General features: G+C 49.2%; 18 protein-coding genes. 7 read left to right on the forward strand and 11 right to left on the reverse strand.

Features of this window, described 5'->3' with window-relative positions; translation table 11 throughout:
* Positions 1-433: 433 nt before the first annotated feature.
* Positions 434-628, reverse strand: a complete 195-nt coding sequence (locus tag CWM66_RS29595; protein WP_107147481.1) for a hypothetical protein — start codon at positions 626-628, stop codon at positions 434-436.
* Between CWM66_RS29595 and CWM66_RS24780 the strand changes: the two genes are divergently transcribed.
* Both CWM66_RS24780 and CWM66_RS24785 read left to right on the forward strand, forming a co-directional pair.
* Positions 627-1,064: a hypothetical protein gene (locus tag CWM66_RS24780; protein ID WP_107147483.1), complete on the forward strand. Its 438-nt coding sequence runs from the start codon at positions 627-629 to the stop codon at positions 1,062-1,064. The genes CWM66_RS29595 and CWM66_RS24780 overlap by 2 nt on opposite strands.
* 138 nt (positions 1,065-1,202) lie before the next feature.
* Positions 1,203-2,243, forward strand: coding sequence for a Fic family protein (locus CWM66_RS24785; protein ID WP_107147485.1), 1,041 nt, complete (start codon positions 1,203-1,205; stop codon positions 2,241-2,243).
* Here CWM66_RS24785 and CWM66_RS24790 read toward each other — a convergent pair.
* The 8 genes from CWM66_RS24790 to CWM66_RS24825 form a co-directional block, all read right to left on the reverse strand.
* Positions 2,240-2,437 carry a hypothetical protein gene (locus tag CWM66_RS24790; protein WP_107147487.1) on the reverse strand — a complete coding sequence of 66 codons (198 nt, stop codon included), beginning with the start codon at positions 2,435-2,437 and terminating at the stop codon, positions 2,240-2,242. The genes CWM66_RS24785 and CWM66_RS24790 overlap by 4 nt on opposite strands.
* 274 nt (positions 2,438-2,711) lie before the next feature.
* Positions 2,712-4,892, reverse strand: a complete 2,181-nt coding sequence (locus CWM66_RS24795; protein ID WP_107147489.1) for a replication endonuclease — start codon at positions 4,890-4,892, stop codon at positions 2,712-2,714.
* A complete protein-coding gene (locus CWM66_RS24800) occupies positions 4,882-5,157 on the reverse strand; it encodes a DUF5405 family protein (RefSeq protein WP_107147491.1) in 276 nt (91 codons plus the stop codon). Before CWM66_RS24800 ends, CWM66_RS24795 begins: the two co-directional genes overlap by 11 nt.
* Positions 5,154-5,378 (reverse strand): TraR/DksA C4-type zinc finger protein, encoded by a 225-nt coding sequence (locus CWM66_RS24805; protein ID WP_090126120.1) that lies wholly within the window; start codon positions 5,376-5,378, stop codon positions 5,154-5,156. The genes CWM66_RS24800 and CWM66_RS24805 overlap by 4 nt, the downstream gene beginning before the upstream one ends.
* Before the next feature lie 13 nt (positions 5,379-5,391).
* A complete protein-coding gene (locus CWM66_RS24810; protein ID WP_107147493.1) occupies positions 5,392-5,679 on the reverse strand; it encodes a DUF5405 family protein in 288 nt (95 codons plus the stop codon).
* The gene (locus tag CWM66_RS24815; protein ID WP_107147494.1) at positions 5,679-5,903 is read right to left on the reverse strand and encodes a DUF2732 family protein; all 225 of its coding nucleotides are present in this window, start codon (positions 5,901-5,903) and stop codon (positions 5,679-5,681) included. The genes CWM66_RS24810 and CWM66_RS24815 overlap by 1 nt, the downstream gene beginning before the upstream one ends.
* A 64-nt stretch (positions 5,904-5,967) precedes the next feature.
* Positions 5,968-6,468, reverse strand: coding sequence for a replication protein B (locus CWM66_RS24820; RefSeq protein ID WP_107147496.1), 501 nt, complete (start codon positions 6,466-6,468; stop codon positions 5,968-5,970).
* Between the two features lie 169 nt (positions 6,469-6,637).
* On the reverse strand, positions 6,638-6,910 hold the full coding sequence (locus tag CWM66_RS24825) for a Cox family DNA-binding protein (RefSeq protein ID WP_107147498.1): 273 nt from the start codon (positions 6,908-6,910) through the stop codon (positions 6,638-6,640).
* Positions 6,911-7,044: 134 nt separating this feature from the next.
* On the opposite strand from CWM66_RS24825, the gene CWM66_RS24830 reads away from it, so the two are divergent.
* Positions 7,045-7,338, forward strand: coding sequence for a DNA-binding transcriptional regulator (locus CWM66_RS24830; RefSeq protein ID WP_107147500.1), 294 nt, complete (start codon positions 7,045-7,047; stop codon positions 7,336-7,338).
* Between the two features lie 69 nt (positions 7,339-7,407).
* On the forward strand, positions 7,408-8,388 hold the full coding sequence (locus CWM66_RS24835; RefSeq protein WP_107147502.1) for a tyrosine-type recombinase/integrase: 981 nt from the start codon (positions 7,408-7,410) through the stop codon (positions 8,386-8,388).
* A gap of 185 nt (positions 8,389-8,573) precedes the next feature.
* Here the strand turns inward: CWM66_RS24835 and cpxP are convergent, their stop codons facing one another.
* Entirely contained in the window at positions 8,574-9,068 is a 495-nt protein-coding gene (gene cpxP / locus CWM66_RS24840) for a cell-envelope stress modulator CpxP (protein WP_035889122.1), read from the reverse strand.
* Between the two features lie 151 nt (positions 9,069-9,219).
* Here cpxP and cpxR point away from each other — a divergent pair, with 151 nt between their 5' ends.
* Together cpxR and cpxA are read left to right on the forward strand one after the other, a co-directional pair.
* Positions 9,220-9,918, forward strand: a complete 699-nt coding sequence (gene cpxR, locus CWM66_RS24845) for an envelope stress response regulator transcription factor CpxR (protein ID WP_035889119.1) — start codon at positions 9,220-9,222, stop codon at positions 9,916-9,918.
* Positions 9,915-11,288: an envelope stress sensor histidine kinase CpxA gene (cpxA, locus tag CWM66_RS24850; protein WP_007369293.1), complete on the forward strand. Its 1,374-nt coding sequence runs from the start codon at positions 9,915-9,917 to the stop codon at positions 11,286-11,288. Before cpxR ends, cpxA begins: the two co-directional genes overlap by 4 nt.
* Before the next feature lie 31 nt (positions 11,289-11,319).
* On the opposite strand, the gene yiiM is transcribed toward cpxA, so the two are convergent.
* The gene (gene yiiM / locus CWM66_RS24855; protein WP_107147504.1) at positions 11,320-11,994 is read right to left on the reverse strand and encodes a 6-hydroxyaminopurine reductase; all 675 of its coding nucleotides are present in this window, start codon (positions 11,992-11,994) and stop codon (positions 11,320-11,322) included.
* A gap of 160 nt (positions 11,995-12,154) precedes the next feature.
* On the opposite strand from yiiM, the gene CWM66_RS24860 reads away from it, so the two are divergent.
* A complete protein-coding gene (locus CWM66_RS24860; protein WP_035889202.1) occupies positions 12,155-13,048 on the forward strand; it encodes a dihydrodipicolinate synthase family protein in 894 nt (297 codons plus the stop codon).
* Positions 13,049-13,091 lie beyond the last annotated feature (43 nt).

Genomic DNA, 13,091 nt, shown 5'->3' on the forward strand with positions numbered 1-13,091 from the left:
TGCTTCAAGTAAATCCTAACTTAAGCGAAACCGCTGAATTGTGCTGATGGTCTATATTTTTGCATAAATCACCCCGCTCAGCGCGCAGTGCTTTCCCCGCCTCGCCTGCCCGCTTCATAAGTCGGTTTTAATGCAGTTGCATGACCGTTCTGGATCCGCACCAGCTCTGGCGGCGCACGGCCAGAACGGGCAAACCTGATGCAGGCAAAACCATGCACGTGATGCATGCACAGCTAAAAAACGGGAAAATCTCGGGAAAATGGCATAAAAAAACCGGCATCTAGGGAGCCTGATTTGGCTCCGATTTTATTGAGGTTACGGGCTAAGCAATGTGCCAACAATGCTGTTGAGTCACATGCTGGTAACAATCAGAAGAAAAATCGTCGTCTACAGATTTTCATAACCGAGAGATAATGTATTGATATAGACACTATTATTTGTGCATTCTGATGTGATTCAACAGGTGTTTGATAACGACATTGAGCTCATCCTTGCTGGCTTGTTCGACTATTTTGGCAGTGTAGCTTTCCACCTCGCGAGAGCTCAGGTCGTTATTTAAGGCCATTACTGTCAGGTTCTTTGCCCAATCGGCAAATGGGTCTTTACTCGATGAAAGGGAATTATGCATGTCCAAAAACCTCGAATTATTTAACCAGCAGACCGCGGAAATCTTTGCGGTGCTATGGGATAACTTTCCGGTACCACAGGTCATTACCTACGGGAAATTTAACGCCGCGCTACCCGATGACTACTTTGACAAAGTTAACTCACCGGAAATGAAAGCATTAAATCAATTACGTAGTGTGGTTGAGGGTACATTCACTTTTCTCAGCGAAAACGGCTACATCCAGTACGAAACAGATTACCAAACATATTTCCGTGATGTACGCCTGACCGAGAAAGCACTCGCGGTACTCAACAAAAAGCCCGAGGCACTTGGCGGCAATGAAACAATGGGCGATAAAATTATCAGTGCAGTGAAAGACGGGACGCCGGGAATCATTGCCAGTGCGGTGACGAACCTGCTGACCCTCGGTGTTAATCTTATGACGTCAGCAGCATAGCTAACTCCCCGAAGGACTAACAGTTCAATCCCGCCAGCACCAAAAGCACGCTTCAGCACTGACGGGATTAAGACAAAAATGTTAAACGCACTGATTTCATGTTACATTTATGAACTTCGTTTACTCTGACCTTAGAAAATGAAACATAAAAAAGTCAACATCGTAAAGAAAAGAGGTGACTTTTCCCTGAGCCTGCTCAGCTTCGATATTGTTCACATAAAAAAAACCAAAGAGCACAAAAGAAGCATCAATTATTACTGGAACACCCGTACTCAGGAAATCATTGCTGGCTCTGGAACCCTTCGCAAGCGACAAAACATCCCATCAGTGGCGCATCTCTTTAACTACAAAAAAAAGACGTGTGACTTAAGCAGAGAAGAAATTCAATTAGGTGATTCAGTCTGTGTACTCCTTAATACTACAGCCGCGCTTTTTCTCTTTGGCTCGATCGTTGGTGTTGACAAGTCCAATAAAGGGACCTACTTTCACATTCTCCCACATGATAAAGCCTTTCCCTTTCAGCTAAACAGAGTCATTAAAGTTAAACATCAAAAAAGCAATATCTTCCTTCTAAGGGATGGTGTAAATGAACGATACGAATATATGGCAACCAAAAACCTTGCATTCGCCAAATATAAATACCAAGTTGAATTTGCCGAATTTATCATGTCGTATATTAAAAGTTCGCACTTGATAATCAGTTATGCTTCGGACAAAAATAAAACCATAAATGAAAAAACGGTATTACAATGCCATAACGTTCTTTTTGAACACATTTATGAATGGGCAGGGAAATACAGAACTCACCCCGTTGTTGTGGGGGATAAAGAACGACCAACAATGGAGCACGAAGAAGTACGTAAATCGCTAAAAGCGAGCCTGAGAGGCTGTACAAAAAAAGAATTAGAGAAAATACAGACCAAAGAACAACTTGTGATTAAATTAGCAACTCTTCACGCAGAACTGGCATGGATTCACCCATTTGAAGACGGTAACGGCCGTTCAATACGGTTATTCCTTCAAATTTTAGCGGCTACAATGGGATATGAATTCGATATGGAAAAACTTGATGGAAGTGTGAAGAATAAACGTGCATATCACTACGCTGTACGCCGTGCAATTCACCAGAATAAACGAAACTTGATTGCCCTTATGTCAAGGGCAATCAAGGAGCTTTAAGCCACTGCAACTCTTGTCAGAAATCGAGCTGCCTGCTCCATTTTTGACCATGATGTGTCGGTAATACGGTTACCTTCCAGAGAAAACGAAGCACGCAGGGAACGATTAACACTTTGTTCAAGCCTTGAACGACGTACAGGCTTTGCATCACTATGCTCGCCTCTTACTTGTATCGTGATAATCTTTTTGCTCATTTTAGTCTCTCTAGTCTTTCAGGAACATCACAAATCACCTCGGCAATGATAGTCATTATCAACTAAAAACCATAAAGCCGGATGGCGATTCTACGCCCAATTGGTCACATCTACAACAGTTTCTTCCCGTCATCCTTTTGAGCTTTAAATCGAGTATAGAATGACTCAACATTAGATACTATCAATTATAGCCCGCTCATAAGCCACCGGATATAAGGAACTTTTATCGCTCAAGCAAATGTTAGTACCCCCATATCAGCACTTCATACTCCCATCACTTCAGCGTAACGCCATTGTGTGCGAGCTTAGAGTGGATACGGGGGACTTGCGCGCATTCGAATATTCCCAGCCAACCTGATGGTGTGACATCATTTGGTTTGTGCAGTTCACTGCTTCTTTGTTGTCTATTTTTTTGCTGCGGCGCATCGTATTTTAGCGCATGCCTGAGGGCCGTCACGACCTCAACATCATTCCAACCGATAACCCTGCTATCAACCAGATTTAACACCGCTGCGGCATGCTCAGACGGTGTGGGGGTCATAACTAGATCGCCACCGCCGGTGAGCTTTCCACAGTTATTGACAGGACTCCGAGGCGCGGCGATGCCGCTTTTTAAAGTCAAAGGCTCAACGGCCAAAAGTTTTGGAACAATGCGCCATTCCGATGATCGGGTGACGTGGACATGACGCGCGCCGAGATGTGGCGCGTAAATTCCCACCACCCGCTCAATATCTTCCTCGTATGCGTTGACCACATTAGTCACACTACGGGCTACGCGCACAGTCTGACTATCTCGCGGGATATTTGCCCCACCCTGTGCGGCGATATATAAATCAAAATCACCACTATCCGCAGCAGCGCGAGCCGCTTCGACACGCTCATCAAATTCATCAGCAACGCTAACGCCGCGAGGTAATTTTCTCAGCTCGCGATACGCGCCCATTGTCGGCAGGCCAATCGGTTTAAATTGAGGAATACGCCATGTAGACGCCCAGGCTGTTACAGCGGCAGCCGTATCTTTTAACGGCTTTCCAGTATCATGATCGAGCTCGCCATCAAGCGCGTAACCATCGATATTTTTAGCAATGTATTTTGCAATGTAGCCCGCTGCGCCGCCTTTATTCAGGTGTTTAGACTGAAAGCGGTTACGCTCTGCTCCGCGTTCGTCGCCATCCTCTTTGAGAGCGTAGCGGCGCATAATTTCAGTAATTTCTTTGCGTTGTTCTTGTTTGCAAAAAAGCATCATATGCCAGTGCGGCGTGCCATCATGATGCGGTTCGACGACGCGCATACCGTAAACCTGCAAATCGTTATCTTTGAAAGCGGTACGCATCAGGCTCCATATACGGCATAGGTAGCGCTGCCCATCTTTCGGGGTAAAAGCCTCATCATTCCAGCCGTGATTAAGCTGCACGGTCTTATCTTTACCCTTACCGACCTGACGCGTCGGGTGATATTTCGACGGTGCGGTCAATGTAATAAACATCCCGACATCGCCTTCGCCAGCGGCGTAACGCTCAATTCCGGCAATAGTATTCATCAGCTCCATGCGTCGTATCTCAGGGTTAGAAATACTCCCCATGACTTTGCTAATGAGATCGATACGCTCGCCCGTCACCTTATTTTCCAGATCACAGGATTTGAGGTATTCAAGGTTAGCCAGGCGGCGTGTATGTACATCGCGGATTGCGTTTTTGCTGGCATACGGCGAACGGTCTTTATTAACCTCACCGGCAGCAATTAAAAGAGCTTCATGCCAGCGCATACGTTGCGCTTTGAGTTGGTTAATCCACCATTCATCGTTAATCAGCCGAGACACAGCGGAAAAAGCCTGGCGGATTGTCATCTGACCTTTGCGGTACTTCTTCCAAAAAAGCGGGGAGATATTGAAAGCACGAGCTGCCCCAGCAACATGACCATAAAGATGCGCCTGCGCCTCATCGGTAAAAAGCGATTCTTTACCACCGTGCGCCTCCGCCCATGCATCGCTTAACTCCTCGTACATAACGAAAAAATGCGAGGCGATACGCGCCGCGAATTTTTTCAGCTCCTTATCGTTCATTCCCGGCAAGCGCGCATAATTTTCGCTTTCCGCCAGAAATAATAGAGACGCCTGAGTGTTCATTTCGTTGCGCTGGTTTACTCGCTCAATGCGCGGCCATAAACGGCGTAAAAATGTCGACTTGAGAAAATAGAGCCCGTGAACCGGGCTTTTGTTGCGCCTGATGTATTCATAGCGCGATGTGAAAAGGGAGCGTAAAAAATAAGGCAGGCGGTCAATCCTGGATAAAACGCCTTGCACCTGACGCAACTCGTCACGTGTAAGGGGTCTATCGCGCCCAATAGCATCACGCGGCGCGTTCCATGAGTAAGCACCGGCAAACTCTTTAGCGGTGCCTTTTGCGAATGGTGGTGGCGGTGTAGGGGCGTAACGCCCCCGAACTTCAACGCCCATTTGAGCCAAAAGCCGTTAAGCATTGCTGACTGAGGCGCTCAACCTGCGTACTTAGTGCCTCAAACGAGCTGGCGTCACCAGTCAAGAGATCGTGGTGCACCAAGCCGGAAACGAGCTGGTTTAATTTGGGGTAATAGCCGACAACATCGAGCCACTCCTTACCGGCATTCTTGCCTATTTCAGCGGTCTTTTTTTCCTGCAAAATAAATTGAAAGCGATCACTGGTGACGACATAACGCTCGCCAATATCGATACGAATGCTCATGCGCGCCCCCGATAGTGCTTTGCTTTCGCCTCATGCGCTGACTGACAGTAAACACAGCGAGTAGCAGATGGATAAACTGCACGGCGATCAGCAGGAATCGGAGCGTCACATTCTTCACAAACCAACGCAGCAGCGCCGCAGGGTTTTACCCGCGCGGCGTTGACCTGGCGAGCCAGTGACTCGGACTGCCGTTCTTGAATGTGATCCATATAATCTGGCATTGATTTAGCTCCTCTATCTGTTCAATTTTTTAAACTCACTGGCGCAATAACCAGTTAGCTCGATGGTTAATTTCGATAATTCATCAACGGTGGTGATTTGCTTATGAAAAACGGCGCGTTTCACAAGCAAACTGACCACATCCGTCAGGAGGTTTAATTCACTCGAATAAATAGCGATAATTGACTCTGTCATCGCTCCGGTTTTTTTATCGCGCTTAAGATCGGTAAGCGATAATTCACCGTTTTTCATAACCGCAATCTTTAGCCAGTTATTAAGTAATACGGAGTGCATCAGAGACATTAAAGAGACTCTCCGCGAGAAAGGCCGATATTATGAAACTTGATAGATTCCTGACTGAGTAACTCAACAATCTCAACGCGCGATAACTCAGCGCCAGCTATATGACGGATTAAGCCGTCAAGGTGAGAGGAAAAGCGCGTAGCCGCATCGGCCTGTGCTTCGGCTCTGGCCTGCTGCAACATTAATGAAAATTTACCGCACTGCTTTCCTATTACTGTATGCATGACTTTCTCCAGACAAAAAGAAGCCCCGCACAATTAAGTGCGTTAAAATTTAACCGTTAATTATTTAATGCAGATATTGCTCGGGTTTTACCGAGGTTAAAATTGTTGGCGCATATTCGAATAAATTAAATAGTTCACGCAACGCGCGAAACAATGCATCACGCCAATAACAGGAGTCTTCATTAATACGCCAGTAAGGTTGATTAAATTCTTCCTCTGTTAATCCCGCATGCATAAACAATGTGCGACGCTGACTAATGGTTAATCGGCCAATATATTTAACCAGGCTAATCCCAACCTGACGGAATCTTGAAAATGCAGAGCGTAATTCATCAATAGCAGTTATCAGACGTTCACGATCAACATCGTTCATTTCTTCAAAACGCATCGTAGCGTGATGCTGTTTTAACTGAGCATGGAAGCAGACTGTTAAGCGCTCACGCTCCATCATCTGATTATAAAAATCACAAGAATCCTGCCAGCGAGGTGCGGCCAGATATTTGCTGACCAGACTGCGCAAACCGGCAGGCTGTGCGGACACGATACCGAGTGTCATTACAGGCATTTCCAGAACCTCCACGATTTCAGGAAAGCAAAAATAGCGCTTAAGGCACTCGTTTTTTTAGTGCGAATGATGATGCCCTTTCGCCCTCTGCCGTGGGTTATAGTGAAATCTATCGCCCCTGTGCTTTCATTACGCAATAACTGAGCTATGCAACTTGGTTCGTTCATAATCAAAGCCCCATCCATAACAGCCAAGCATCACGTTGCTCAACCGGTCGGTTGTAAAAAGCTTCGCGTACTGCTCGGTTAAACTCAGGGATAAAAACCCACTTTTCACCGGCACGGGCATTCGGTTTATTCGGATCCCGAAGCTCGATAACCGGCAACTTGTTAGCCTTAACCATTTCGGCAACTGCCGTTTTAGGTTTGCCAATCAACTCAGCGAATTTCTCGGTATGTACCGCATCAAGCGGGTACTGAATCACGTAATCATGAATTTCCATCTATGGTACCCTTATAGGATCCAGCCCCTTTTAAACCGTTCTAAAACGCTTAAAGCGGCTGGTAGCTATTGTCTTGTTGGTTCCCAAATAGGCACCAACAAACGCATCCTAGTTCCTAAATAGAGTCCAGTCAAATGAAATTAAGTGAGAAAGTTAGGGCTATACGAGAGGCCGAAGGGTTAAGTCAAACCCAGTTTTGCAAGGTATTAGATCTATCCATCAGTACATTAAAGAAATATGAATCAGGAGCTTACGAGCCGAGCGGTCTTAACTTGGTTAAGCTCACTCAACACCCGCTGTTCTATAAGTACACTCTGTGGCTTATGACCGACAAGATATCCCCGCAAGCTGGTCAAATAGCACCGGCTATCGCACACAATGGGCAAGAATCAGCAACCTCGACCCCCTCAGAGAAACAGACTGGCTAACTATTTATAAACATTACATTTTCACTATCTGTTTTCAGGACAGTGAAAATCGCGCCGGAGGGCTTTCTTATGGCAATTAAGAAGCTCGATGATGGTCGCTATGAAGTGGACATTAGGCCGCGCGGGCGCGAAGGACGTCGCATTCGCCGGAAGTTTGAAAGAAAAGCAGAAGCTATCGCATTTGAGCGCTACACGCTTGCGAACGCTTCCCAAAAGGAATGGGCAACCCAACGGACTGACAGACGCACTCTAACCGAGCTGTTAGAGGTATGGTGGCAATACCACGGGCAGAACCACGAACACGGAAAAAAAGAGCAAGGGCATTTGCTCAAAACTATTAATGGGCTGGGAGATCTGCCAGTCAGCAGGTTAAGCAAGAAATGCCTAATGGATTACCGCTCATTGCGTTTACGGGAAGGTATCAGCGCGGCAACGATAAATCGTGACATGTATCGGCTATCGGGCATGTTTACTAAGCTGATCCAGTTAGAGGAATTTGCCGGGCAACACCCCATTCATGGTTTGCCGCCACTGGCAGAAGCTAACCCGGAAATGACGTTTCTGGACAAGTCAGAAATTGAAAGGCTGTTAGGAGTATTGACCGGAGATGCTTTGCTCGTTGCTCTCCTCTGCCTTAGCACTGGCGGAAGATGGACAGAGGTAGCCACTCTAAAACCGGCGCAGATAGCCAGTTGCAGGGTTACCTTTTTGAAAACTAAAAACGGCAAAAAACGAACCGTGCCTATCTCAGCGCAGCTTGAAAAGAAAGTGAAAGAGGAAGCCAGCGGGAAGCTGTTCAAAGTTGATTATGAAAAATTTTGCGGAGTCTTACGCAACGTGAAACCTGATATTCCACCCAATCAGGCAACACATATTCTGCGTCACACTTTCGCAAGCCATTTCATGATGAACGGGGGAAATATTATTGCCCTGCAACAGATTCTCGGGCATGCAAGCATTCAGCAGACAATGGCCTATGCGCACCTTGCTCCTGACTACCTGCAAAATGCTGTCGCATTGAATCCTCTTAACGGAGGAGTGACGGTATAAATCATATCTCTGAGTGTCCACATTGTGTCCACACTCAGAGGGTTTTAAAACCGTTCCATACCGTTACAGCTTTTTCTAAGTTGCTGTTTTATTTAGAATGATGCGTAAGTGATTGATAAAAAAAACCCCCACGTCATGTGGGGGAAGACAGGGATGGTGTCTATGGCAAGGAAAAACAGGGTTTGTTACCTGGTACTACTGCTACTTAACTCGGTCACCGGTGAACTTTGCTGCATTTGCGCTACGCTGCGTAACTGGTTCATCCGTTGTTGATGTTTCTGGTTCAAAACCGCTTGCTGCTCCGGCGTGAGCAGGTTGTACATCTGGTTGCGCACTCTGGCCATTTCAACCTGACGAGCTACCTGTTCCTGCGCCATTTTTTCTGCCTGAGCGCGCACAGCGTTTTCATCAAATTTTTCTGCGATGACAAGGCGATGCATTGTCTCCATTTCGCTAACATTAACAGGAGGCTGATCGTGCCGTGCCTGTCGCATGAGATCCCGCATCTGTTGACGCTGGTGTTCCGTTAAATTAATACCGTCGAACATATGGCTCTGAACACTGCGCTGCGCGAATCCCTCAGTCGGGTGCCAGTTATCGCCTGTTTCAACGTCAGCAGCACGACTAACCGTGCTTAACGCCAGCGTTGAGGCCATGACGGCAGCGGTAACGATGCGCATCATTTGCTCCAGTAACCTTTTCATCTCTCGATTCAACGATAATCAGTCTACGATTCAGGCTGCAAACATGCGTCAGGGGGTGTAAAACAACGTAAAGTCATGGATTAGCGACTCTTGATGACGTAATTTCTGCCTCGGAGGTAGTTAAACAATGAATAAAATCCTTTTAGTAGATGATGACCGAGAGCTTACTTCCTTGTTAAAGGAGCTACTCGACATGGAAGGTTTTAACGTGCTCGTTGCCCATGACGGAGAGCAGGCGCTCGACCTCCTCGACGACAGCATCGACTTGCTTTTACTTGATGTCATGATGCCGAAGAAAAACGGCATTGACACACTTAAAGAGCTACGCCAGACACACCAGACACCGGTAATTATGTTAACTGCGCGCGGCAGCGAGCTCGATCGCGTCCTTGGCCTTGAGCTGGGCGCGGACGACTATCTGCCGAAACCCTTTAACGATCGTGAACTGGTCGCACGTATTCGTGCGATCCTGCGCCGTTCCCACTGGAGCGAGCAACAACAAAGCAGCGACAACGGTTCACCCACGCTGGAAGTGGATGCCCTGAGCCTCAATCCGGGCCGCCAGGAAGCCAGTTTTGATGGGCAATCACTGGAACTTACAGGCACTGAATTCACCCTGCTCTATCTGCTGGCTCAGCATTTAGGCCAGGTGGTTTCACGTGAACATCTGAGCCAGGAAGTGCTGGGTAAACGCCTGACGCCATTCGATCGCGCCATCGACATGCACATCTCTAACCTGCGCCGCAAATTGCCGGATCGCAAAGATGGGCATCCGTGGTTTAAAACCCTGCGTGGTCGCGGTTATCTGATGGTCTCTGCTTCATGATTGGAAGTTTGACCGCCCGCATCTTTGCCATTTTCTGGTTAACGCTGGCGCTGGTACTGATGCTGGTGCTGATGGTGCCAAAGCTGGATTCCCGTCAAATGACGGAGCTTCTGGACAGCGAACAGCGCCAGGGCGTGATGATTGAACAGCATGTTGAAGCGGAGCTGGCAAATGACCCGCCGAACGACCTGATGTGGTGGCGCAGGCTGTTTCGCGCTATCGACAAATGGGCGCCGCCGGGTCAACGCCTGCTGCTGGTCACCAGCGAAGGGCGCGTCATTGGCGCCGAACGCAACGAAATGCAGATTATCCGCAACTTTATAGGCCAGGCGGATAACTCAGACCATCCGCAGAAGAAAAAGTATGGCCGGGTTGAGATGGTAGGGCCGTTCTCCGTTCGCGACGGAGAAGATAACTATCAGCTCTATCTCATCCGTCCTGCCAGCAACTCACAATCTGACTTTATCAATTTGCTGTTTGACCGCCCGTTACTGCTGCTGATCGTCACCATGCTTATCAGTTCGCCGCTGCTGCTGTGGCTGGCATGGAGCCTGGCGAAACCCGCACGTAAACTGAAAAACGCGGCGGATGAGGTTGCACAGGGCAACCTGCGACAGCATCCGGAGCTGGAAGCCGGGCCGCAGGAATTCCTTGCCGCCGGGGCCAGTTTTAACCAGATGGTGACCGCGCTGGAACGCATGATGACCGCCCAGCAGCGCCTGCTATCTGACATCTCCCATGAGTTGCGTACGCCGCTGACGCGTTTACAGCTTGGTACTGCGCTGCTGCGTCGTCGCAGCGGTGAAAGTAAAGAACTGGAACGTATCGAAACGGAAGCTCAGCGGCTGGACAGCATGATCAACGATCTGCTGGTGATGTCGCGCAATCAGCAGAAAAACGCGCTGGTCAGTGAAACCGTGAAAGCCAATCAGATGTGGAATGAAGTGCTGGATAACGCCGCCTTCGAAGCTGAGCAGATGGGCAAATCGTTCACGGTGAATTTCCCGCCAGGTCCGTGGCCGCTGTACGGTAACCCCAGCGCGCTGGAAAGCGCGGTGGAGAACATCGTGCGTAACGCGCTGCGCTATTCGCACAGTAAAATCGAAGTAAGCTTTGCGGTGGATAAAGACGGCATCACCATTAACGTGGACGATGACGGCCCCGGCGTCAGTCCGGAAGATCGGGAACAGATTTTCCGCCCGTTCTACCGCACCGACGAAGCGCGCGATCGTGAATCCGGCGGCACGGGCCTCGGGCTGGCGATTGTCGAAACGGCTATTCAGCAGCATCGCGGCTGGGTGAAAGCGGACGACAGCCCGCTTGGCGGGTTACGCTTAACGCTCTGGCTACCGCTGTACAAACGCGCCTGATAAACGCCCTCTCATCGCAGAGGGCGTTTTTTTATTTTCCCCACAGTCGGCGCGACTGATCCTCAATCTTGCCGTGAGTGCGTCGATTCTGCATAGTGCGCGTCCAGCTTGCCGACAGCCCCGCAGCCGAAAGCAGACGGTGATATTGTTCATCATCAAACGGCTGAAACCACGCAATCGCCGCCGCGTCATACACGCTGACATCGCTGACCCGGGAGAGCAGTTCAAGCGGCGCTTCTGCCGATACTTTCCCCGCAGCAACCATGCGATAAAGCCAGCCGACGCGGCCGCTGGCCTGCATCTGCGCGGAGATGTCGCCAATGCCGAAATGGAAGTTAAGTTTGAAGCAGGGCGAGCGCGGTTGCGTCACCTGAATCAGCGTATCGCCCCAGCGAAAAATATCGCCGATAAACACGTTCTGCTCGGTCAGCCCTTCCGTTGAGAGATTCTCGCCAAACGCTGGCGCGCAAAACAGCGCGGCCTGCTCCGGGAACATCTGCGCCCAGTGAGCATAGTGTTCACGAGGATAGTGGCACAACGCGCGATCAGTGCCGCCGTGGTAACTTTTTTCCGCCTGCTCGTCACCCGCGATGCCCAATTCCGTGAGGATTAGCTCGCCTTCCACCTGCAATTTAGCAATCGCGCTTGGCCGACTGCCGTCATAATCCCTTATTTTTCCAGTAAAAACGTCTACCTGATATTGCATGTTCCCTCCGGCCGCTCGTCGTCATCACGCTATTACATCACATTTGTTTGCTGACCTAACCTGCAAAAATGCGACATTCATGCCGATCCGCACCGGTCGGGCGTGCTATCACTTAACACAGTATTTGAAACGCAATTTCATTAATCAAGGAGGTTACAACGTGATCCGCGAAACATCTTTCTCCGGTGTCTGGTGCCCTTCCATCACGCCAATGAACAACGAAGGGAAACCTGACCTTAGCGCGCTGAGCCAGCATATCGCCCGGCTGGCAGCGGCGAAAATCGATGTGGTCTTGCTGATGGGCAGTATCGGCGAGTTTGCCTCCTTCTCGCTGGAAGAGCGGCTACTGTTGATTCGTGAAGCGCGCGGCATGTCGCCGATAACCATGGTGGCCAACGTCTCTTCAACCTGCTTTAACGACATTCTGTGGATGGCTGATGAAGCCTGGCGTACCGGCTATGACGCGGTCATGGTGCTGCCGCCTTACTATTACGGACAAACGCAAAATCAATTGTTGAGCTACTTCCGCGCCCTGGGCAAAGCGATAAGCGGCAAATGGTTCGCCTATAACTTTCCGGCGCGTACCGGCTGCGATCTGACGCCGGAGCTGGTCGCCACGCTGGCCGCCGAATTCCCGGATTTTGCTGGCATCAAAGAGACTGTCGATTGCCAGTCGCATACCCGTAATATGATTCAGGCCACCGCACAAGTGCGTGAGGATTTTGCCGTGCTGTGCGGCTACGACGAGTACTTTATCCCCACTCTGCTGGCAGGCGGCGCGGGCGTTATTTCCGGGTTGAATAATGTGATGCCAGAACTGTTTGTCCAGGCGCGGGAGGCGTGGCGACAGGGCGATTTGCCGACGTTGCATGCAACCCAGCAGGAAATTGGCAAATTTATGGCGATCTACGCGATTGGCGACGACTTCGTTACCACCATCAAAACAGTGGTTTCACGCAAGTTTGGCTACTGCACGCCCGTATCACGTAACTTTGGCGGCACGCTGAATGAAGCGCAGTGCCAAATTATCGATCGGGTATTTGGAATTCAATAATTGCCGGATAGCGCTACGCTTATCGGGCCTGCAAAACGAACAT

The sequence above is a fragment of the Kosakonia sp. H7A genome (assembly GCF_003028445.1).
GTDB lineage: Bacteria > Pseudomonadota > Gammaproteobacteria > Enterobacterales > Enterobacteriaceae > Kosakonia > Kosakonia radicincitans.

Excerpts from the sequence above, each read along its gene's own strand:
- CWM66_RS24780 (WP_107147483.1), top strand. The coding sequence starts at position 627 with ATGTCCAAAAACCTCGAATTATTTAACCAGCAGACCGCGGAAATCTTT.
- CWM66_RS29595 (WP_107147481.1), bottom strand. The coding sequence starts at position 628 with ATGCATAATTCCCTTTCATCGAGTAAAGACCCATTTGCCGATTGGGCA.
- CWM66_RS24785 (WP_107147485.1), top strand. The coding sequence starts at position 1,203 with ATGAAACATAAAAAAGTCAACATCGTAAAGAAAAGAGGTGACTTTTCC.
- CWM66_RS24790 (WP_107147487.1), bottom strand. The coding sequence starts at position 2,437 with ATGAGCAAAAAGATTATCACGATACAAGTAAGAGGCGAGCATAGTGAT.
- CWM66_RS24795 (WP_107147489.1), bottom strand. The coding sequence starts at position 4,892 with ATGGGCGTTGAAGTTCGGGGGCGTTACGCCCCTACACCGCCACCACCA.
- CWM66_RS24800 (WP_107147491.1), bottom strand. The coding sequence starts at position 5,157 with ATGAGCATTCGTATCGATATTGGCGAGCGTTATGTCGTCACCAGTGAT.
- CWM66_RS24805 (WP_090126120.1), bottom strand. The coding sequence starts at position 5,378 with ATGCCAGATTATATGGATCACATTCAAGAACGGCAGTCCGAGTCACTG.
- CWM66_RS24810 (WP_107147493.1), bottom strand. The coding sequence starts at position 5,679 with ATGTCTCTGATGCACTCCGTATTACTTAATAACTGGCTAAAGATTGCG.
- CWM66_RS24815 (WP_107147494.1), bottom strand. The coding sequence starts at position 5,903 with ATGCATACAGTAATAGGAAAGCAGTGCGGTAAATTTTCATTAATGTTG.
- CWM66_RS24820 (WP_107147496.1), bottom strand. The coding sequence starts at position 6,468 with ATGCCTGTAATGACACTCGGTATCGTGTCCGCACAGCCTGCCGGTTTG.
- CWM66_RS24825 (WP_107147498.1), bottom strand. The coding sequence starts at position 6,910 with ATGGAAATTCATGATTACGTGATTCAGTACCCGCTTGATGCGGTACAT.
- CWM66_RS24830 (WP_107147500.1), top strand. The coding sequence starts at position 7,045 with ATGAAATTAAGTGAGAAAGTTAGGGCTATACGAGAGGCCGAAGGGTTA.
- CWM66_RS24835 (WP_107147502.1), top strand. The coding sequence starts at position 7,408 with ATGGCAATTAAGAAGCTCGATGATGGTCGCTATGAAGTGGACATTAGG.
- cpxP (WP_035889122.1), bottom strand. The coding sequence starts at position 9,068 with ATGCGCATCGTTACCGCTGCCGTCATGGCCTCAACGCTGGCGTTAAGC.
- cpxR (WP_035889119.1), top strand. The coding sequence starts at position 9,220 with ATGAATAAAATCCTTTTAGTAGATGATGACCGAGAGCTTACTTCCTTG.
- cpxA (WP_007369293.1), top strand. The coding sequence starts at position 9,915 with ATGATTGGAAGTTTGACCGCCCGCATCTTTGCCATTTTCTGGTTAACG.
- yiiM (WP_107147504.1), bottom strand. The coding sequence starts at position 11,994 with ATGCAATATCAGGTAGACGTTTTTACTGGAAAAATAAGGGATTATGAC.